Annotated in this window: 16 protein-coding genes; 10 read left to right on the top strand and 6 right to left on the bottom strand. The window is 71.4% G+C overall.

The window, feature by feature from the left end; genetic code table 11:
• Positions 1 to 3: 3 nt before the first annotated feature.
• Positions 4 to 1,347 (bottom strand): XrtP-associated glycosyltransferase, encoded by a 1,344-nt coding sequence (locus tag ABT247_RS12785; protein WP_502892441.1) that lies wholly within the window; start codon positions 1,345 to 1,347, stop codon positions 4 to 6.
• 309 nt (positions 1,348 to 1,656) lie between these two features.
• Here ABT247_RS12785 and folC point away from each other — a divergent pair, with 309 nt between their 5' ends.
• The 8 genes from folC to rodA all read left to right on the top strand — a co-directional run bounded on the left by folC (position 1,657) and on the right by rodA (position 10,639).
• On the top strand, positions 1,657 to 3,048 hold the full coding sequence (gene folC, locus ABT247_RS12780; RefSeq protein WP_502892440.1) for a bifunctional tetrahydrofolate synthase/dihydrofolate synthase: 1,392 nt from the start codon (positions 1,657 to 1,659) through the stop codon (positions 3,046 to 3,048).
• A 1-nt stretch (position 3,049) separates the two neighbouring features.
• Positions 3,050 to 3,403: a DUF4233 domain-containing protein gene (locus ABT247_RS12775; protein WP_350741893.1), complete on the top strand. Its 354-nt coding sequence runs from the start codon at positions 3,050 to 3,052 to the stop codon at positions 3,401 to 3,403.
• A 130-nt stretch (positions 3,404 to 3,533) separates the two neighbouring features.
• Positions 3,534 to 3,947 carry a nucleoside-diphosphate kinase gene (ndk, locus tag ABT247_RS12770; protein WP_350741891.1) on the top strand — a complete coding sequence of 138 codons (414 nt, stop codon included), beginning with the start codon at positions 3,534 to 3,536 and terminating at the stop codon, positions 3,945 to 3,947.
• A gap of 317 nt (positions 3,948 to 4,264) precedes the next feature.
• Positions 4,265 to 5,290 (top strand): rod shape-determining protein, encoded by a 1,026-nt coding sequence (locus tag ABT247_RS12765; RefSeq protein ID WP_350741910.1) that lies wholly within the window; start codon positions 4,265 to 4,267, stop codon positions 5,288 to 5,290.
• A 97-nt stretch (positions 5,291 to 5,387) separates the two neighbouring features.
• Positions 5,388 to 6,341, top strand: a complete 954-nt coding sequence (gene mreC, locus ABT247_RS12760; RefSeq protein WP_350741889.1) for a rod shape-determining protein MreC — start codon at positions 5,388 to 5,390, stop codon at positions 6,339 to 6,341.
• A gap of 3 nt (positions 6,342 to 6,344) precedes the next feature.
• The gene (mreD, locus tag ABT247_RS12755) at positions 6,345 to 6,986 is read left to right on the top strand and encodes a rod shape-determining protein MreD (protein WP_350741887.1); all 642 of its coding nucleotides are present in this window, start codon (positions 6,345 to 6,347) and stop codon (positions 6,984 to 6,986) included.
• Positions 6,987 to 7,043: 57 nt separating this feature from the next.
• The gene (gene mrdA, locus ABT247_RS12750) at positions 7,044 to 9,443 is read left to right on the top strand and encodes a penicillin-binding protein 2 (protein WP_350741885.1); all 2,400 of its coding nucleotides are present in this window, start codon (positions 7,044 to 7,046) and stop codon (positions 9,441 to 9,443) included.
• On the top strand, positions 9,440 to 10,639 hold the full coding sequence (rodA, locus tag ABT247_RS12745) for a rod shape-determining protein RodA (RefSeq protein ID WP_350741883.1): 1,200 nt from the start codon (positions 9,440 to 9,442) through the stop codon (positions 10,637 to 10,639). The genes mrdA and rodA overlap by 4 nt, the downstream gene beginning before the upstream one ends.
• A gap of 79 nt (positions 10,640 to 10,718) precedes the next feature.
• Here rodA and ABT247_RS12740 read toward each other — a convergent pair whose 3' ends face one another.
• On the bottom strand, positions 10,719 to 12,020 hold the full coding sequence (locus ABT247_RS12740) for a M14 family zinc carboxypeptidase (protein ID WP_350741881.1): 1,302 nt from the start codon (positions 12,018 to 12,020) through the stop codon (positions 10,719 to 10,721).
• Between the two features lie 454 nt (positions 12,021 to 12,474).
• Between ABT247_RS12740 and ABT247_RS12735 the strand changes: the two genes are divergently transcribed.
• Positions 12,475 to 14,418 (top strand): TIGR03960 family B12-binding radical SAM protein, encoded by a 1,944-nt coding sequence (locus tag ABT247_RS12735; RefSeq protein WP_350741879.1) that lies wholly within the window; start codon positions 12,475 to 12,477, stop codon positions 14,416 to 14,418.
• Between the two features lie 291 nt (positions 14,419 to 14,709).
• Here ABT247_RS12735 and ABT247_RS12730 read toward each other — a convergent pair whose 3' ends face one another.
• The 4 genes from ABT247_RS12730 to ABT247_RS12715 all read right to left on the bottom strand — a co-directional run bounded on the left by ABT247_RS12730 (position 14,710) and on the right by ABT247_RS12715 (position 17,821).
• A complete protein-coding gene (locus ABT247_RS12730) occupies positions 14,710 to 15,117 on the bottom strand; it encodes a hypothetical protein (protein ID WP_350741877.1) in 408 nt (135 codons plus the stop codon).
• 266 nt (positions 15,118 to 15,383) lie between these two features.
• The gene (locus ABT247_RS12725; RefSeq protein WP_350741875.1) at positions 15,384 to 15,929 is read right to left on the bottom strand and encodes a hypothetical protein; all 546 of its coding nucleotides are present in this window, start codon (positions 15,927 to 15,929) and stop codon (positions 15,384 to 15,386) included.
• A gap of 54 nt (positions 15,930 to 15,983) precedes the next feature.
• Positions 15,984 to 17,609, bottom strand: a complete 1,626-nt coding sequence (locus tag ABT247_RS12720; protein WP_350741873.1) for an alpha/beta hydrolase — start codon at positions 17,607 to 17,609, stop codon at positions 15,984 to 15,986.
• Positions 17,606 to 17,821 (bottom strand): hypothetical protein, encoded by a 216-nt coding sequence (locus ABT247_RS12715; RefSeq protein WP_350741871.1) that lies wholly within the window; start codon positions 17,819 to 17,821, stop codon positions 17,606 to 17,608. Before ABT247_RS12715 ends, ABT247_RS12720 begins: the two co-directional genes overlap by 4 nt.
• A 922-nt stretch (positions 17,822 to 18,743) precedes the next feature.
• On the opposite strand from ABT247_RS12715, the gene ABT247_RS12710 reads away from it, so the two are divergent.
• Positions 18,744 to 19,505: a TIGR03936 family radical SAM-associated protein gene (locus tag ABT247_RS12710; protein ID WP_350741869.1), complete on the top strand. Its 762-nt coding sequence runs from the start codon at positions 18,744 to 18,746 to the stop codon at positions 19,503 to 19,505.
• Positions 19,506 to 20,066 lie beyond the last annotated feature (561 nt).

The following is a 20,066-nucleotide window of genomic DNA, read 5'->3' as shown; positions in this document are numbered from 1 at the left end:
TGCTCAGGACTCGAGCGCGGTGGGGGCGCCGACGGCGACCTTCTCCGCGTTGCGCCGGGTCTTGGCCCAGCCGTTGCGGCCCAGCAGCAGCCGGACGGCGGCGCGGGTGGCGACGACGAAGAGGTGGTAGGCGTAGAGCCAGACCAGGACGCCCCACAGCAGTCCGGTGAGCCGGCTGCGGTCGCCGTGGACGTGCCTGCGGTAGGCGAGGCCCCAGAACACCATCGGCAGAGCGGCGAGCACGAAGGCGAGCAGCATCCAGGGGCCGAAGCGGAGCTGGAACTCGGCGGTCTCGGCGGGGAAGAGCACCAGCCCGGCGGCGGTGATCCCGAGCGAGAGCGGGAAGAGCAGCACCAGCAGCACGCAGACCACGGGCTGGAGGAAGGTGTACATCACCTCGGCCTTGCCGGCCGGGGTGTAGTGCGGGGAGCGGAGCACCCGGCCGGTGTAGCGCAGGCACTGCATGTTGCCCTGGGCCCAGCGGGTGCGCTGGGTGAGGAAGCGGCGCAGCGAGATCAGGCCCTCCTGGGAGACCTGGGCCTCGGTGACGTGGGTGAGCCGCCAGCCGGCCAGCCGCAGGTCGAGGCCGGACTCGTAGTCCTCCAGCAGGGCGCGTTCGGGCCAGGGGCGGCCGGCCCGGCCCTCGTCGGCGGTGAGCGAGTCGAGGGCGGTGAGCCGGACGAACTGGCCGTTGCCGCCGAGGCCGACGCTGCCGGTGCGGCGGCGGAGCAGCTGCATGCCGGTGTTGCTGGCCTGGAACTCGATGTCCTGCATCCGGACCAGGGCACGGGCGAGGGCGTTGGTGGTGCGGCCGCGGCCGGGCAGCGGGCGTTCGTCGTCGGCGTTGCGCATCCGCACGCCGATCTGGACGGCGCCGGTGTCGGGGCGGGCGAGCGCCTCGGGGTTGCAGACGTGGCCGAGGGTGCCCGGGTCGAGCCGGCCGTCGGCGTCGACCACGCCGATCACCACGCGGGAGCGGTCGGTGGACTCGGGCAGCCAGGCGGAGATCTCGCGGTAGGCGGCGTTGAGGGCGGCGCCCTTGCCGATCCGGGCGTGCGGGCGGCGGCGCTGGACGAGGTGGATGCGCGGGTCGCGGGCCGCGGCGGCGAGCACGAGGTCGCGGGTGGCGTCCTCGCTGTCGTCGTCGATCACCCACAGGTGGGCCTCGGGCGCGCCGGCCCGCAGGCCGTCCAGGGTCTGGGTGACCACGGCCTCCTCGTCGCGGCACGGGATGACGAGGTGCCACTGGAAGAGGGACGGGTCGCCGGGCTCGGCGGGTTCGTTGTGCCGGAAGGCGTGGCGGGAGCCGGCCCAGTACACGAGGAAGCGTCCGAAGACGAGGAGCATGTAGCCGACGAGGGCCAGGGAGATCAGTCCGGCGAACCAGACGATCTGCTCCTGGCGGAGCACGATCCAGTCGTGCAGGAACTCGGGCATGGTGCGGTGCTCCTCATGATCAAAGGCTGTCGGCTCCTGTGGTCTGCGAATCGATGCTTCGTTGCCGTTCAAGTCGCTAAAGGAATGGTAAAGCGGACAAACGGGTGGCAGCAGGGTGAGATCGGGCGAAGTGGCGCTTCTCACCTCCCCGCCGGCCGGCCCGCCACCCCCGCCCTCACCCTGTCGGGACGGGCCCGCGCCGCTCCGTAGACTGTGGTCGTGAGCGACAAGGCCGACCCGAACCCGTACACCCTCCGCCCCGCCGACGCCGGCCCCGGCGACGCCCTGCGCGACGTCGAGCTGGAACTCTCCAAGCGCTGGCCGGAGAACAAGCTGGAGCCCTCGCTCGACCGGATCGAGGCGCTGATGGACATCCTGGGCCAGCCCCAGCGGTCCTTCCCGTCCATCCACATCACCGGCACCAACGGCAAGACCTCCACCGCCCGGATGATCGAGCAGCTGCTGAACACCTTCGAGCTGCGCACCGGCCGCTACACCAGCCCGCACGTGGAGACCGTCACCGAGCGGATCAGCCTGGACGGCGCCCCGATCAGCCCGGAGCGCTTCGTCGAGGTCTACCGCGACATCGAGCCCTACGTGCAGATGGTCGACGCGGCGCAGCCGGTGCCGATGTCCTTCTTCGAGGTGCTGACCGGCATGGCCTACGCGGCCTTCGCCGACGCGCCGGTGGAGGTCGCGGTGGTCGAGGTGGGCATGGGCGGCTCGTGGGACGCCACCAACGTCGTCGACGGGGCCGTCGCCGTGATCACCCCGATCGGGCTGGACCACACCGACAAGCTCGGCGAGACCACCGGCGAGATCGCGGTCGAGAAGTCCGGGATCATCAAGACCGGCGCCATCGCGGTGGTCGCCCAGCAGCCGCTGGACGCCGCCCAGACCATCCTGCGCCGGGCCGTCGAGGTCGACGCGACGGTCGCCCGCGAGGGCATGGAGTTCGGCGTGATCCGCCGTGAGCTCGCGGTCGGCGGCCAGCTGGTGACGTTGCGCGGGCTCGGCGGCGAGGAGTACGAGGACCTCTTCATCCCGCTGCACGGCGAGCACCAGGCGCACAACGCGGCGCTCGCGCTGGCCGCGGTCGAGGCCTTCTTCGGCGTCGGCGGCGCCCGCGGCGGGCAGCTCGACGTCGACAAGGTCCGCCAGGCCTTCTCCGGCGTCTCCTCGCCGGGCCGCCTGGAGGTCGTCCGCCGCAGCCCCACCATCGTCCTGGACGCCGCGCACAACCCGCACGGCGCCCGCGCCACCGTCGCCGCGCTCTCCGAGTCCTTCGGCTTCACCCGCCTGGTCGGCGTGATCGGCACCTCCGGGGACAAGGACGTGCCGGGCCTGCTGGAGGCCTTCGAGCCGATCCTGGCCGAGGTCGTCATCACCCAGAACTCCACCCACCGCGCGATGGACGTGGACGAGCTCGCGGCCCTGGCCGTCGAGATCTTCGGCGAGGACCGCGTCCAGGTCGAGCCGCGGCTCGACGACGCCATCGCCGCCGCCGTCACCCTGGCCGAGGAGGAGGGCGACCTCGGCGGCGCCGGGGTGCTGGTCACCGGTTCGGTCATCACGGTGGGCGAGGCCCGCCTGCTGCTCGGGAGGAAGTGACATGAGGACGCTCTGCTCCTCGACGCTGATCGGCGAGGCGCTGCTGGCGCTCTTCGCCGGGCTGGTCGCGATGCGGCTGTCCAGCGTCTCGACGGCCACCGTGTGGATCGTCACGGGCATCGCCATGGCGCTGTGCCTCGCGCTCTGCGGTGTGATCAACCGCCCGGGCGCGGTGCAGATCGGCTGGGCGCTGCAGATCGGCCTGATCGCCAGCGGCTTCATCCTGCCGACCATGTTCGGCCTGGGCGTGGTCTTCGCCGGCCTGTGGTGGTGCTCGGTGCACTACGGCCGCAAGGTGGACGCCTTCAAGGCCGCCCGTGCGGCCGCCGAGGCCCGGGTGGCCGCCGGGGCCTGAGCCCGCGGCCCTACCGGCCCGGGGCGCGGACCGGCGGACCGACACGCCGTGTACGCAAGGTAATCTCTGCCCTGTCGGCCCCGCCCCGCGACCCGACTGCCTGCCGAACCGAATCCCCAGGAGACGCACCGTGTCCCAGCGCACTCTCGTCCTGCTCAAGCCCGACGCCGTCCGCCGCGGCCTGGCCGGCGAGATCATCAGCCGCATCGAGCGCAAGGCCGGGTGGCAGCTCGCCGCCATGGAGCTGCGCACCTTCGACCGGGCGACGCTGGAGCGGCACTACGAGGAGCACGTCGGCCGCCCGTTCTACGAGCCGCTGCTGGAGTTCATGACCTCCGGCCCGTCGATCGCGATGATCGTCGAGGGCGAGGAGGTCGTGAAGGGCATCCGCATGCTGGCCGGTGCCACCAACCCGCTGGAGGCCGGCGCCGGCACCATCCGCGGCGACTACGCGACCATCACCCGCGAGAACCTGATCCACGCCTCCGACTCCCCGGAGTCCGCCGAGCGCGAGATCAAGATCTTCTTCCCGGCGCAGGCCTGAGCCGTCCCGGGCGCGCCCGGAGGACTTCGGCACCGCCCCGGTCGGGACCATTGGCCCGGCCGGGGCATTCTTATCGTGAAATAGGGAACTGAGGACGCCGACACGGCGTCCCAATGCTCGGAGAAGCGATCACCCTCCGGACAATGGACGGTATGCCCCACGTCGATGTCCGTTCCGCGCGGCGTGACTACGATGGACGCGACTCAAGGGCCCGGTAAGGCAGCTCAGCTGGTCTCCGCCCAAGCGTGGGCGCGTGTTTCGTCCACCATCCATGAACTCCGAGCCCGGGAAGGCACCCACACCCCATGGCGAGCAACCTGTCGTTCATCGGCCGCGACTTGGCGATCGACCTCGGAACTGCCAACACGCTGGTGTACGTCAGGGGCAAGGGGATCGTCCTCAACGAGCCGTCAGTCGTCGCCGTCAACACCAACACCGGCGGCATCCTGGCGGTCGGCGCCGAGGCCAAGAAGATGATCGGCCGCACGCCCGGCAACATCGTCGCCATCCGCCCGCTCAAGGACGGCGTGATCGCCGACTTCGAGATCACCGAGCGGATGCTGCGGTACTTCATCCTCAAGATCCACCGCCGCCGCTACCTCGCCCGCCCCCGCGTCGTCGTCTGCGTGCCCTCCGGCATCACCGGCGTCGAGCGCCGCGCCGTCATCGAGGCCTCCTCCCAGGCCGGCGCGCGCCAGGTGCACATCATCGAGGAGCCGATGGCCGCCGCGATCGGCGCCGGCCTGCCCGTCCACGAGGCCACCGGCAACATGGTCGTCGACATCGGCGGCGGCACCACCGAGGTCGCCGTGATCTCCCTCGGCGGCATCGTCACCGCCCAGTCCATCCGGGTGGCGGGCGACGAACTGGACAACGCCATCGTCCAGCACATCAAGAAGGAGTACTCCCTCCTCCTCGGCGAGCGCAGCGCCGAGCAGATCAAGATGAGCATCGGCAGCGCCTACGGCCTGGAGGGCGAGAAGGACGAGCACGCCGAGATCCGCGGCCGCGACCTCGTCAGCGGCCTGCCGAAGACCGTCGTCATCTCCGCCGCCGAGGTCCGCGAGGCCATCGACGAACCGGTCAACACGATCATCGACGCGGTCAAGACCACCCTCGACCAGTGCCCGCCCGAGCTGGCCGGCGACGTCATGGACCGCGGCATCGTGCTCACCGGCGGCGGCGCCCTGCTGCGCGGCCTGGACGAGCGGCTGCGCCGCGAGACCGGCATGCCGATCCACATCGCCGAGAACCCGCTCGACTCCGTCGCGCTCGGCTCCGGCAAGTGCGTCGAGGAGTTCGAGGCGCTCCAGCAGGTACTGGACGCCCAGCCGCGCCGTTAGCACCACGACGAGACATCCGACACTCAACTGAACGGGCCGCCGCCCGGGGCCCCACAGCCCCGGCGGCCGCCAGGTACGAAGGGGCAGTACCAGCACCGTGAGGGACACACGAGAGAGCCGGCTGCTGCTCATCCTGCTGGTGGCCATCGCCTTCGCGCTGATCACCGTGGACATCAAGGGCGGTGAGGACTCCCCGCTCGGCCCGGCCCGGCAGGCGGCCGCCAAGGTTCTCGGCCCGGTCGAGCGCGGCGCGGCCACCGTCGTCGACCCCGTCGCCGACACCGTCCGCGCCTTCCGCGACACCGCCACCAACAGCGGCCGCACCGACCAGCTCGCCCGCGAGAACACCGACCTGCGGCAGAAGCTCGCCTCCTCCGACATGGCCGCCGGGCGCACCAAGCAGCTGGACGACCTGCTGCGCACCGCCGGCGCCGGCGGCTACACCGTCAAGGCCGCCCAGGTGATCGCGATCGGCCCGGCCCAGGGCTTCTCCTGGACCATCACCATCGACGCCGGCAGCGACGACGGCCTCACCCGCGACATGACCGTGATCAACGGACAGGGCCTGGTCGGCCGGGTCACCACCGTCGCCCCGACCACCGCCACCGTGCTGCTCGCCTCCGACCCGGGCTTCTCGGCCGGCACCCGGCTGGAGGGCAGCGGCGAGATCGGCTTCGCCTCCGGCGGCGGCGACAGCCCGATGAAGGTCTCCCTGCTCAACGGCAAGGCGCAGGTCAAGGCCGGGGACCGGCTGGTCACCTTCGGCTCGCAGAGCGGCCGCCCGTTCGTCCCCGGCGTCCCCGTCGGCAAGGTCACCGAGGTCCAGGCCAACGCGGGCCAGCTGACCAAGACCGTCCTGGTCGAGCCGTTCGTCCAGTTCACCCGGCTGGACCTGGTCGGCGTCGTGGTCGTGCCGCCGCGCACCGACCCGCGCGACGCCGTCCTGCCGCCCGCCCCCACCCCGGGCCAGAGCCAGGCCCCGGCCGCGCCCGCCCAGCCGCAGGCCTCCGGGCCCGCCGCCCCGCCCGCCAAGCCCAATGGGGGGAACTGAGCCATGCGCCTCGCCCGCATCCCCGTCTCCGCCGTCCTCATCCTGCTCGGACTGGTCCTCCAGGTGAGCGTGTTCGGCCGGCTCCAGCTCCCGGGGGCCACCCCGGACGTCCTGCTGCTCGTCGTGGTCGGCCTGGCCATGGTCTACGGGCCGACCGGCGGCTGCCTGGTCGGCTTCGCGGCCGGACTGCTCGCGGACCTCGCCCCGCCCTCCGACCACGCCATCGGCCGCTACGCCCTGGTGCTCTGCCTGATGGGCTACGTCGCGGGCCTGCTGCGCTCGGACCACGGCCGCCGGCGTTCGGTCTCCGGCGCCCTGGTGGTCGTCGGCGCCGCGGCGATCGCCTCCACCCTGCTGTACGCGATGGTCGGCGCCCTGGTCGGCGACACCGCGGCCCGGCACGTCGGCCTCAGCGGCCTGGTGGTCAGCGCCCTGCTGTACGACCTGCTGCTGGCCCCGTTCGTGGTGCCGCTGGTGATGCTGCTCGGACGCAGCTTCGGCCGCGACCCGGTGACCGCCGCCAGCGACGACGACGAGGGCGGCCCCGGCCTCGGCACGCTGGCCCGCTACCGCACCACGCGTGAGGTCTCGTCCGGCCCGAAGTACAAGAAGCGGCGCGTGCCCGGCTTCGCCCGGCGCCCGTAACCGGCCCTCCCGGGCCCCAGAACTCCCGACCTCCCCGCACCCTGGAGCGCACGAGACGTGAGCAACATCCCCGAGACCGGCCGAACCCGGCGGGTGACGATCCGTCTGGTGGTGTTGCAGATCCTGGTGCTGTCGCTGCTCGCCACCCTCGGCGGACGGCTGTGGTACCTGCAGATCCGCAACGCCAAGGAGTACACCGCCAAGGCGACCGGCAACCACATCCGCGAGGTGGTCGAGCCGTCCGTCCGCGGTGAGATCCTGGACGCCTCCGGCCGGGTCCTGGCCGGCAACGAGACCCGGCTGGTGGTGTCCGTCAGCCGGACCTCGCTGATGCAGCAGAAGGACGGCGGCAAGGCGGTGCTGGGGCGCCTCGCCGACGTGCTGGGCATGCCGGCCAAGGACGTGCAGGAGAAGGTCCGGCTCTGCGACGCCAAGACCCCGCAGCCCTGCTGGAACGGTTCGCCCTACCAGCCGATCCCGGTCACCAAGGAGGCGACCACCCAGCAGGCGATGCAGATAATGGAGCGCCGCGAGGACTTCCCCGGGGTCACCGCGCAGCCCACCGCCGTGCGCCACTACACCGGCGTCGAGGGCGCCAACATGGCCCAGGTGCTCGGCTACCTCTCGCCCGTCACCGACGACGAGGTCAGCAAGACCGCGGACAAGACCGGTCTGGACCGCTACCTGCCGGCCGACCAGATCGGCCGGGCCGGCCTGGAGTCGGTGTACGACCGCGACCTGCGCGGCACCGCGGGCATCACCAAGCTGGAGGTGGACAACCTCGGCCGGGTGATCGGCACCGCCGGCACGGTCGCCCCGCAGACCGGCAACAACCTGGTCACCAGCATCGACGCCCGGGTGCAGAAGGTCGTCGAGGACAACCTCGCGCAGGCCATGGCCGACGCCCGGAAGACCTTCGACAAGGTCACCAACCGCAACTACGAGGCCGACTCCGGCGCCGCCGTCGTGATGGACGTCCACACCGGACGGATCGTCGCCATGGCGAGCGCCCCGACCTACGACCCCAACCTGTGGGTGGGCGGCATCAGCGGCAAGGACTACCAGTCGCTGACCAGCAAGGACTCCAACTTCCCGCTGCTGAACCGGGCCATACAGGGTCAGTCCGCCCCCGGGTCGACCTTCAAGGTCATCTCCACCACCGCCGCGGTGCAGGCCGGCTACTCGCTGGACGGCAGCTACCAGTGCCCGAAGAGCATGACCATCGGCGGCCGCGAGTTCAAGAACTTCGAGAGCGAGAACTTCGGCGCGATCTCCCTGGAGAAGGCGCTGGAGGTCTCCTGCGACACCGTCTTCTACGGCCTGGCGTACGACCAGTGGATGAAGGACGGCGGCATCAAGCCGAAGAAGGACCCGTCGGACTGGTTCTTCAAGACGGCCCACGAGTTCGGCCTCGGTGCCAAGACCGGCATCGACCTGCCCTCCGAGGTGGCCGGCCGGGTGCCGGACCGGCAGTGGAAGCAGTCCTTCTACGACAACAACAAGGACGCCTGGTGCGCGCAGGCGCAGAAGGGCGGCAACAGCTTCTCCGACCAGATCGCCAAGGAGAACTGCATCGACGGCTACCAGATGCGCGCCGGTGACGCCGTCAACTTCGCGATCGGCCAGGGCGACACCCTCGTCACCCCGGTCCAGATGGCCCGGATCTACTCGGCGCTGGCCAACGGCGGGACCTTCTACCGGCCGACCGTCGCCAAGGCCGTGATAAGCCCGGGCGGGGACCTCGTCCGCGAGATCGCCCCGCAGGCGGACGCCAAGTTCCCCGGCGACGAGAAGCTGCTGAGCTACATCAACCAGGCCACCGAGGGCGTCGTCAAGAGCGGTACCGCGGCCTGGAAGTTCGTGCAGGCCGGCTGGCCGCAGGACAAGATCGCGCTGCACGCCAAGACCGGCACCGCCGAGGTCGAGGGCAAGCAGACCACCTCCTGGCTGGCCACGTACAGCAAGGACTACGCGATCGTCATGACGATCAGCCAGGGCGGCACCGGCTCCGGCGGTTCCGGCGACTCCGTCCGCCGGATCTACCAGGCGCTGTACGGCGTGGACGACAAGGGCAACATCGACAACAGCAAGGCGCTGCTGCCGACGCCGCAGGGCGAGCTGCCGAAGTTCAACCCGGACGGCACCGCGGTCATCAAGCCGGCCGCGTACACGATCGACCAGGCGCCGGGCGCCGCCGCGCAGGCCGTTCAGCCCGTTCAGCCCGTTCAGCCCGTTCAGCCCGTTCAGGCCGTGCAGCCCGGCCAGGCCGTTCGGCCCGCGCAGTTCGCCCAGCCCGCGCCCGTCGCCCCGTCCGCGCCGTTCGGGCAGCCCGCCGGGCCGGACGCGGCCGCCGCGACCGCCTGGCTCGACCCGGCGCCGCCGGCCGACAGCCCGGCGCCGTACACCGCGGCCGACGCCGCGCTCGAACCGAACCGCCCGGGAAGGGGACGGGCATGAGCTCCTACGGCTCCTACCGGCAGCTGCGACTGGCCCCCCAGCGCACCGGGGTCTCCAAGGCCCTGTCCAAGGACTCGCCGCTGTGGCGGCTGGACTGGATACTGCTGCTGGCCGCGCTGGCCCTCTCGCTCGGAAGCTCGATGCTGGTCTGGTCGGCGACCCGCGGGCGCGACAGCCTGACCCACGGGGACCCGCAGTACTTCCTCTACCGGCACCTGACCAACTTCGTCATCGGCCTGCTGCTGTGCGCCGTGGTGATAGCGATAGGAGCCCGGCGGGTCCGCACCCTGGTGCCGTTCATCTACGTCGCCGTGATGGTGCTGCTGCTGGCGACGCTCAGCCCGCTCGGCTCGACCGTCAACGGCGCGCACTCGTGGATCCAGCTCGGTGGCGGCTTCTCCATCCAGCCCGCCGAGTTCGCCAAGCTCGCCATCGTGCTGGCGATGGCGGTCGTGCTGTCGGACCAGGTCGACGCCGGGGAGCGGGAGTTCCCCTCGCACCGGGCGGTGTTCCGGGGCCTCATCTGGGCGTGCGTGCCGATGGGCCTGGTGCTGCTGATGCCGGACGCCGGATCGACCATGGTGATGTCCGCGATCGTGCTGGGCATCCTGCTCGGCTCGGGTGCCGCCAACCGCTGGGTGCTCGGCATCCTCGCGGCCGGCGTCGGCGGCAGCATCGCGATCTGGAAGCTCGGACTGCTGAGCCAGTACCAGATCGACCGCTTCGCGGCCTTCGCCAACCCGCAGCTCGACCCGAACGGCGTCGGCTACAACACCGCTCAGGCCCGGATCGCGATCGGTTCGGGCGGACTGACCGGCAAGGGCCTGTTCCACGGCACCCAGACCGTCGGACAGTTCGTGCCGGAGCAGCAGACCGACTTCGTGTTCACCGTCGCCGGCGAGGAGCTCGGCTTCGTCGGCGCGCTGGCCATAATCGCCCTGATCGGCGTGATCCTCTGGCGCGCCTGCCGGATCGCCCGCCAGGCGACCGACCTGTACGGGACGATCGTGGCGGCCGGGGTCATCGCCTGGTTCTCCTTCCAGGCCTTCGAGAACATAGGGATGTGCCTGGGCATCATGCCCGTCGCGGGAATCCCGCTGCCCTTCGTCTCCTACGGCGGTTCCTCGATGTTCGCGGTCTGGATGGGCGTCGGCCTGCTCCAGGCGGTACGCAGCCAGCGACCGATAGCGGCCTGAGCCCGCACGGTGGGGGCCGGTCCGGAGTGCTCTCCGGACCGGCCCTTTTTGCTGCCGTTCGAACCGGGTTGACGATTCGTCAGACCTGGTTCAGCAGGCAGTCGGCGGCGGTGAGCACCGCGCGGGTCTGGTGGGCCAGCTGCTCCTGCACCGGAACCCAGCGCGCACCGAAACGGTGGCGCAGCCGGTCCAGGCTGTCGGCGACCACGGCACGGGCGCGCTCCCGGGCGGCCTCGGCGGCCGGCCCGCGGGTCTCGGACAGCAGGCGCAGCAGGACCGAGGCGACCCGCAGCGGCAGCCGGGCGGCGACCAGCCCGGCGGTGGTCGCCCGGGAGACGCTCACCGGCCCCGGGCACCACAGCTCCAGCCACTCCTCGGCGACCCGCGGGGCGACCGCCAGGTTGAACTCGACGGTGCGCACCAGCGCGCCGTGCGCCTCCCCGGCCCGGGCCGGGACCTTGGCGAGCAGCTCGCCGAGCTCCGCGGTGCGCGCGGTCAACGCACGGGCCGCCTCGCGGACGGCCTGCGGCCCGGCCGGATGCTGGCCGGCGTCGCCGACGGCGTCCACCGCCCACATCGGCACCTCCAGCACCGCGGTGATCCCGCCGTACCGGGCCGGATAGGACCAGGTCGACAGCTCGGGCTCGTCCGGCAGCGCCCGCGAGGCGTGCCCGCTGCCCAGCTGCGGCATCAGGTAGGTGCCGGGCGCGGGGCTGGCCCAGCCGACGGCGTCGTAGGAGTCCACGTCGAGCGGCAGGCCCGCCCGGTCGGCGGAGCGGGCGAAGCGCTCGGACAGCCCCGGCACCGGGCCGGTCAGCTGGACGAAGGTGCCACCGAAGTCCACGCCGTGCAGCGAGCACTGCAGGAACGGGCGCAGCTCGTCGATCAGCCCGGTCAGCGCCAGGCTCTCCGGCATCGGCGCCCGGCCGGAGCCGGGGGCGGGCAGCAGTTCGGGCTGCTCCTCGAAGGCCGGGCGGAAGAAGTGCTCGTAGTGGCGGCCCATGGTGAGCGGCCCGTCCAGCCAGCCCGCGTTGAGCGCGGCGCCGTCCGGATCCAGGCACAGCAGCAGGTGCCAGGACAGGCCGGGCCGGGCGGGGCGCTCCAGCAGCACCTCGGCCAGCCGGACGGCGGCGGCCGTGCCGACCGGCTCGTTGGGGTGCGGGCCGCCCACCACGAGGACGGCCCGCGGGCCGCGGTCGACCGAGAGCAGCAGCAGCGGGCGCCCGGCCCGGGAGCGGCCGACCTCGCGCAGCCGGCAGCGGTCCGGGCGGCGCAGGGCGAGCCGTCGCGCCGCGGATTCGGCCTGGGCCTGCGTGGGGTAGCGGGCCGGCCCGGTGTCGAGGGTCCGCAGGGGCCGGACCCGCCGACCGGTGTCGGTCATGGTTCTCCTTGCGACCGGTCGTACGGCCGCCGGGGCGCGGGCGTGCTGCGCCACCGGACGCGGCCTGCGGGCCGGGGACGGGCTCTGCGGGGCCGGGGGAGGGGGCCTCGCGGGACGGGGGACGGGCCGCCGGGGAGTCGGCGCGGGCCGAGCGTACGACCCAACTCCCGTCTCCGGAAGGGGGTACAGGGCTCGGGCAGGGCCCCGTCAGTACCGCACGCGCCGTTCGGGCGTGTCAACGGCGGACGGCGCCCGGCGGCGCCCGCGCACCCTGCGTGCCGGGCGGGCACCGGCGGGTGCGGTGGCGGGGACCGCGCCCGGGCGCGCGCCGCGGGCCGGCGCCCGCGCCCGGCTCCCGGGCCGACGGGCCGTTCCCCGGATTGGGCTACCCTTGAGGGTCACCCCTCCCGTGCCGGATCGCGGCACCGAATCACGTCGTAAGGGTTCCTAGTACATGACTGTCGAATCGGTCTTCCCACGCCTGGAGGCCCTCCTCCCGCACGTCCAGAAGCCGATCCAGTACGTCGGCGGCGAGCTCAACTCGACCGTCAAGGACTGGGACGCCTGCGACGTCCGCTGGGCGTTGATGTACCCCGACGCCTACGAGGTCGGCCTGCCCAACCAGGGCGTCATGATCCTCTACGAGGTGCTCAACGAGCGCGAGGGCGTGCTGGCCGAGCGCACCTACAGCGTCTGGCCGGACCTGGAGGCGCTGATGCGGGAGCACGGCGTCCCGCAGTTCACCGTCGACGCCCACCGCCCGGTGAAGGCCTTCGACGTGTTCGGCCTCTCGTTCTCCACCGAGCTCGGCTACACCAACATGCTGACCGCGCTCGACCTGGCCGGCATCCCGCTGGAGGCCAAGGACCGCACCGACGAGGACCCGATCGTCCTCGCCGGCGGCCACGCGGCCTTCAACCCGGAGCCCATCGCGGACTTCCTGGACTGCGCGGTGATCGGCGACGGCGAGCAGGCCGTCCTCGACATCACGGAGATCATCCGCGCCTGGAAGGCCGAGGGCCGCCCCGGCGGCCGCGACGAGCTGCTGCTGCGCCTGGCCCGGACCGGCGGGGTGTACGTCCCGAAGTTCTACGACGTGGAGTACCTCGCCGACGGCCGGATCGGCCGCGTCGTGCCGAACGCCCCGGGCGTGCCGTGGCGGGTGTCCAAGCACACCGTCATGGACCTGGACGAGTGGCCGTACCCCAAGCAGCCGCTGGTCCCGCTCGCGGAGACGGTGCACGAGCGGATGTCCGTCGAGATCTTCCGCGGCTGCACCCGCGGCTGCCGCTTCTGCCAGGCCGGCATGATCACGCGCCCCGTGCGGGAGCGAAGCATCACCGGCATCGGCGAGATGGTCGAGCGCGGGCTGAAGGCGACCGGCTTCGAGGAGGTCGGCCTGCTGTCGCTGTCCAGCGCCGACCACACCGAGATCGGGGAGATCGCCAAGGGCCTGGCCGACCGCTACACCGAGGACAAGATCGGCCTGTCGCTGCCGTCCACCCGCGTCGACGCCTTCAACATCGACCTCGCCAACGAGCTGTCCCGCAACGGGCGCCGCTCCGGCCTCACCTTCGCCCCCGAGGGCGGCAGCGAGCGCATGCGCAAGGTGATCAACAAGATGGTGTCGGAGGAGGACCTGATCCGCACCGTCGCCACCGCCTACGGCAACGGCTGGCGCCAGGTGAAGCTGTACTTCATGTGCGGCCTGCCCACCGAGACCGACGAGGACGTGCTCCAGATCGGCGAGATGGCGAAGAACGTCATCCAGAAGGGCCGCGAGGTCACCGGCCAGAACGACATCCGCTGCACCGTCTCCATCGGCGGGTTCGTGCCCAAGCCGCACACCCCGTTCCAGTGGGCCCCGCAGCTGTCCGCCGAGGCCACCGACGCCCGCCTGGCCAAGCTGCGCGACTCGATCCGCGGCGACCGCAAGTACGGCAAGAACATCGGCTACCGCTACCACGACGGCAAGCCGGGCATCATCGAGGGCCTGCTCTCCCGCGGCGACCGCCGGGTCGGCGCCGTCATCCGGGCCGTCTACGAGGACGGCGGCCGCTTCGACGGCTGGCGCGAGTACTTCTCGTACGACCGCTGGATGGCCTGCGCGGAGAAGGGCCTGGCCGGCACCGGCGTCGACGTCGACTGGTACACCACCCGCGAGCGCACCTACGAGGAGGTGCTGCCCTGGGACCACCTGGACAGCGGCCTCGACAAGGACTGGCTGTGGGAGGACTGGCAGGACGCCCTGGAGGAGGTCGAGGTGGACGACTGCCGCTGGACCCCGTGCTTCGACTGCGGCGTGTGCCCGCAGATGGACACCCACATCCAGATCGGCCCCACCGGCAAGAAGCTGCTGCCGCTGACGGTCGTCAACGGCGCTGACCAGCAGAAGTAGCCCGGAGCGTGGGATGGCACGGCGAACGAGCCGTGTGACGTGCCGCACAACCTTCTGGGGGTGGGCGGAGCTCGTCCAGGGCGCGCTCGGCAAGACGCGCGCCCCGGGCGGGTCCGCCCGGTCTGGCGGTCAGAGGAGCCCTCTGCCCGCCGCCGGAACCACCCCGGGCATCGAGTCCTCGATCAAGTGGATCTGAGGCCTTCGCGCCCCCCCGCGGAGCCCTCCCCGATTCTGTCGGGGAGGGCTTCCGCATTGTGGCCGGCCGCGATACCAGTGGCTCGCTGCTTCGCCTCACCTCTCGGCGTTCAGCGCCTCTCGGGCGGCTTGCTGAAAGGCTTGCCCAGGAACCCGCTTGCCTGCCACCGCAGCCATGTAGCGATCATCGAAGTCGGCCAGGTTGCCGTGGCCGGCTTGCCGAGCTGCTTCGTGCCAGGCGACCGCCGCTTGGTCCAGCTCGTACAGCGCGCGACGCAGGACTTCGGCGGCCTCGGCGACCGGGCCGGGCCCGACCACCGTGACACCGGCCACCGCCGTGCTGAACGGTGCCCAGGCGGCGTGCGCTTCGCCGGCAGCAGCCTCCCACTGGTCCGGTGTGCTGCCGAGTGTTCGGAGCTGAGCCGCGACTCGCCACCAGCGTGCCGAGACCCGCTTCGAAGCGCTGATGCACGCGGTGTACGCCTCCCGGCGGGCCTCCTCCAATCGACGCTGCTGGTCTATCGCTGCTGGCGCTCCTGCTGCCGGTTCTGGCCCACGACTGTGAGCCACCCACCCCCGGCGCCACCGAGCATGCCGATGGCTGCACCGACTACGGCGGCTATCCCTGAATCCATGCCGGAGAAGTGCCCCCGCGTCCTGCTCCGCAACCGCGACGGGCGATGGCCTCGGCGTTCGGTCGAGCGACGCTCAGTAGCCACCGGCTACCTGGCCCTGCCTCTCGGCAGCGTCGACGGAAGGGTGGCCGGGCTCTAGGAGGTACCAGTCGGCGAGACCGACGCGGGTGGAGGCAACAGGCAAGGAGTGATGACGCTGAGGTACATGCGGTCCTCGCCGCCTGACGTCGACGCCGTTGCGGAGTACCGGCTGTTGGGGTGGAAGGCGTCAACGAGGGCATCCGGCTTGCCGTCCACGCTCTCGCGGTAGCCGGTCACATCGAGGCCTTCGCCGACCAGCATGTCGCGGACCTTCCTCACCGCTTCCGGGTGCTGGGCACGCGGCACCGAGCTCTTCACGGTGTACATCAGGATGTACCGGTCGTCGGAGGCGGTCTCACCGTTCCTGCCGGTACAGGGTGAGAAGAACGCGTCGATGGTCGTGGGATCGATTTCGATGCCAGCAGTCCGGGCCATGTGCTCGGTGATCTGTCGCGCCCAGGCCTGGGCGTCAGCCTTGGATTTCACGGGTGGCATGGCGTTCCTATCGGTCGGAGCAGTGGATGAGCACGCGCCGAGCATCGCGACCAGGAGCGCGGTACCGGCGAGGCGCCTGGAAACCCGGGTGATCACTGCGGTCATGGCACTCCTGAGGACGATGCGAGTCGACGGTTCGTAGCACTGCTGATGACGGGGTCAGTGCGGAATCTGGGGGAGGACCGTCGGTGGACGGCCGGCGATGATTCGCCCCTGGTTGCGGAGGCTTTCGCTTGCGGCCCCTGGGCCGGTGTCCCAGTAGCCGCCGTGTCCACTGGTGTCGATCTGGATGTTCTGCGCGCCGAAGTACATGTTCTGGGGAGCCCGGCCGGACAGGTCGCCGGCGACCTCCCGGATGAAGTCGTCCCTGGCCGTACCGACCCAGACGTGCTTCGGATCGATGTTGAGCTCGGACGCCTTGTCCACTCCCATGCCGGGGCTGCCGAGCGCAAGGATGTCATCGGCGTTCACCCCGCCGTCCCGCGCGGCCGCGCCCACGACGTAGGTGCCGTAACTGTGGGCCATGACGGTCAGGTGCGAGCAGACGCCGCTGTCACCCTCCGCTACCCGCAGGCCTTTGGTGAAGTTGCGCAGGTCCGGCGCTCCGGCGTCTCCGCGATCGGTGAAGGCCACACTGGCGTCGCCCCATTCCGGTGTTTCGTAGCCCAGCCATGAGACGACGGCGACGTTGTCGCCGTGCTTCGCTTCGGCTTCGGCGGCCTTCTGGAGGCGCCGGATGTGGTCCATCTGACCCGGCACTCCGGAGAGGACGGTCCCGGTGCCGGGTACGAAGACGGCTGTGTGCTGGGAGTTGTCAGGGTTGCCTGTGGAAACGATGGCTCGGCCGTTGTGAACGTCCGGATCGATGCCGAGCAGGAACATCCGGTGCTCCTCGGGATTCCCGTCGGACGCCGTCAACTTCCTCCGGATTTCCTCCATCGCCGATATTCGCGACTTGTACTCCTCTTCGGTGATCCCGAAGTCGCCGGGCTTCCCCGCCCGGTAGGCATCCAGCTTCTCGTCGAGCACGAGACGGTTGGCCTCGTCGCGGACGGTCGCGGGAAGCCCGTCGAGCTTCCCGATCTCCCCGGGGTGCAGGGCCAGGTAGGCCTCCTGCTGCTCCGGGGCGAGGCCCTTCCACCACGCGGCGGACTTCTCCGGATCCTTGCCGTCAGGGAGGTAGGGGTCGACCAGGCCCAGGTCCTTCATCGCAGCGGCGGCCGCGTTCTTGGCCCCGGCGAGGTTCACCTTGGTCGGATCCAGGGCGTTCGAACTCAGCCGCCCCAACGCCGTGTTGCCCTGATCGCTCGCCGTCTGGGCGTCCTTCAGCGCGGTGTTGATCCGGTCCTGGAAGCCGTTCATCTCCGAACCGAGCTGTTGGCGTGCCTTCTGCGCCTCGGGATCGTTCGCCTCGCCCTTGTCTACGGGCGGGAGGCTGACAACGCCATCGGACGAGACCGTCAGGCCGGCGTCCACGGCACGTTTCACGGCATTGGTGAGGTTGGTCTGCGCCTGGTACATCCGGTCGGCGACGGTGTTCAGAACCAGGGCCGCGGTGTCCGATTCCATCTTGGCGATGTTCAGCAGCTGTTCCGTCTTCGCCATGTACTCGAGTGCGGCCTTGGCGTCCTCTCCCTCCCAGTTGCCGCACAGCGGACCGTTGACCTGGCTGCGATGCCGCCGGCCGATGCTCTCCGCTGCGTGGCCCAGGGCCGTCCAGCCCTTCGCGGCATCGTGCAGCCCGTGCGGGTCGAACTTCACGAGGAGTTCGTACGTGCCGGTCATTCGGGCCCCTGCTGCGGTGCGGCCCACGCACCGGCGACGGCGCGGTCGTTGTGCTCGTGGGAGGCGGCGTTGGCGTTCAGGTTGGTCGACGTACTCGCGAGGCGCTGCTGCAGGTTGGTGAGCGGCTGGGACCAGCCGTTGCCCAGCTGGCTGAGCCCGCCTGCTATGGACCAGCCGGTCAGCTGGCCGGAGACGGTCGTGCTGGTGTTCACGGCGTTCTGGATAGGAGCGCCGAACTCCTCGCCCAGCCCCTTCGCGATACCTGCAGACGCCCGCAGATCGGTTGGTTGGATGACGATCTTGCCGGTGGTGTTGTCGCCCACTGTTTCCCCCCAGGCGGTGAACAGGCGTACCTGTGCTCCACGGAACGCTAACCGGGCTCCGGGTGCTCCGTATCCGTCAAAGTACTTAGATCGTATGAGTACCTAGCGGCTGTCCTGACCGCTCGGGCGAAGCGCCCCGGGTCCGGCGGCCTCGATGTCGCGGGTGAGGTGGGTGGTCTCGGCGCCGAGCCGGAGCTCGTCGAGCTGCAGGGGTGGACGACCTCGGAGCGGCGGGCGTTTCCCTTCCGCTCTTCCGCTCTTCCGCGCTCCGGTAGTCCTTCGTCAGCCCCGGGCCATGGGGCTGACGAAGGAAAGTGGTCGTGGTACGGCCGTCCCCGGCAAGGCCCGCGCGTTTCAGAAGCCGACCGTGCGGGTCGCGGAGCCGCAGCGTCGGGCCGTGCGTCGGCGCCGGTGCAGAGCTCTGCGCGCGTCAGGCGTCGACGGAGGCGCCAGAGAGGACGACGTTCCCGTCCTCCAACGCTCATTGATCATGGTGTTCGGTCGGACAGCCGACGGGGGAAGCGGTCGAGCTTCCGGAACCTGGAGGCGGTCGGACTCCGGTCACCGGCTGTTCAGCCAGTCGCCAGTAGGCGCCGCAGGCCCGTCGGCCCCCGTCCGGTGCGAGCCGGGCGGGGGCCGGGGTGTGTGGGGGCCCAGGGGCGGGGCGAGGGGTGCGGCGGGGCGCGTACCCTTTGAGGTGACAGAGTCCGGACAGTGGCGGGAGCCCGCCGCGCCGGACGGGGAAACTTGACTAAAGGACTGAGCGACCCTGGCACGCCGTACGCCCGACGGTCCGCCGCCCGCGCCGACGGTGCAGCGGATTCGTCTCCGCTACACCAAGCGCGGCCGGCTCCGCTTCACCAGCCACCGCGACTTCCAGCGCGCCTTCGAGCGCGCCCTGCGCCGGTCCGCCGTTCCGATGGCCTACTCGGCCGGCTTCACCCCGCACCCGAAGGTCTCCTACGCCAACGCGGCCCCGACCGGGGTGGCGAGCGAGGCGGAGTTCCTGGAGATCGGCCTGGCCGCCGTCCGTGACCCGGAGCAGCTGCGGGCGCAACTGGACGAGTCGCTGCCGGCGGGTCTGGACGTGATCGACGCGGTCGAGGTGCGGACGCCGAACTTCGTGGAGCGCCTGGAGGCCTCCGAATGGCTGGTCCGGCTCGACGGCGTCGAGCCGGACGAGGCGGCCCGCGCGGTGGAGAAGTTCCTCGCCGAGGAGCGGATCGAGGTCGAGCGCCGGACCAAGAACGGCGTGCGGGTCTTCGACGCGCGGGGCGCGGTGGCCGCGCTCGGAGTCGTCGAGCCGCAGGTCGCCGCCGGTGCGGACACCACCTCCGGAACCGACCACGATGTTCGGACCGGCCGTCCCTGTGCGATACTGCGCCTGGTAGTACGACACGCCACACCCGCCGTACGACCCGACGACGTATTGTCCGGTCTCCGTGCGACGGCCGACCTGGCGCCGCCGGTCCCCGCAGAGGTGACCAGGCTGGCGCAGGGGCCGCTCGACGAGGAGTCCGGCACGGTGACCGACCCGCTGGCGCTCGACCGCGCCGCGGCCCCGACTGGCTGAGAAACGGCCGCCGGGCCGCGCGCACCGCGTCCGCCTAGCGGGCGGAGGCCTGGTCCAGTGCCTCACTGGACCCGACGGTCCTCCAGGGTTCCCGCGGCTCCCCAGGGGAGCGAGCGTCGTCGCAGCACAGGCCGGCCACTCGGGGCCGCCGACCAGGACGGTCGGTGGCCCGGGGCCCCGTCCGGGAGCCACCCGGGGTTGGGGGACGGCGCAGCTTGGGAAAACCTCAGAAGACTGGTCAGACCAGAAGACTTTCGACACCCCGCCGCGTGCGGGGCGCCGAGCGAGACTACGAGCCCCTGTGCGGCCTCGCGTCCGCGCGGCGGCACCGTGAAAGGGTCCGGCCCGAGCATCGTCGAGATGCCGGCCGCCCACCGGTGCCGAGCCGTGCCCGGATGTGGAGCCCGGGGGCCTGACGGGAGATCCACCCGCATGCTCGATAACACCGATCCGCAGCAGACTGCGGCCACGGAACAGAACGAATCCCCCGCCGCCGGCGGTGAGGGCGCGTCCGCCGCGCCGCCGCGCCGTCGTCGCCGGGCGGTGTCCCGCCCGGCGGGC

The organism is Kitasatospora sp. NPDC001539, from assembly GCF_040298565.1.
Taxonomy (GTDB): Bacteria; Actinomycetota; Actinomycetes; order Streptomycetales; family Streptomycetaceae; genus Kitasatospora.
Note: the sequence above shows the minus strand (reverse complement) of the source record. Positions and strands in the feature narration are given on the sequence as shown.

What these genes read in the sequence shown, in the direction of transcription:
- ABT247_RS12785 (WP_502892441.1), bottom strand. Translation starts at nt 1,347, where the DNA reads ATGCTCCTCGTCTTCGGACGCTTCCTCGTGTACTGGGCCGGCTCCCGC.
- ABT247_RS12775 (WP_350741893.1), top strand. Translation starts at nt 3,050, where the DNA reads ATGAGGACGCTCTGCTCCTCGACGCTGATCGGCGAGGCGCTGCTGGCG.
- mreD (WP_350741887.1), top strand. Translation starts at nt 6,345, where the DNA reads ATGCGCCTCGCCCGCATCCCCGTCTCCGCCGTCCTCATCCTGCTCGGA.
- rodA (WP_350741883.1), top strand. Translation starts at nt 9,440, where the DNA reads ATGAGCTCCTACGGCTCCTACCGGCAGCTGCGACTGGCCCCCCAGCGC.
- ABT247_RS12740 (WP_350741881.1), bottom strand. Translation starts at nt 12,020, where the DNA reads ATGACCGACACCGGTCGGCGGGTCCGGCCCCTGCGGACCCTCGACACC.
- ABT247_RS12735 (WP_350741879.1), top strand. Translation starts at nt 12,475, where the DNA reads ATGACTGTCGAATCGGTCTTCCCACGCCTGGAGGCCCTCCTCCCGCAC.
- ABT247_RS12725 (WP_350741875.1), bottom strand. Translation starts at nt 15,929, where the DNA reads ATGACCGCAGTGATCACCCGGGTTTCCAGGCGCCTCGCCGGTACCGCG.
- ABT247_RS12720 (WP_350741873.1), bottom strand. Translation starts at nt 17,609, where the DNA reads ATGACCGGCACGTACGAACTCCTCGTGAAGTTCGACCCGCACGGGCTG.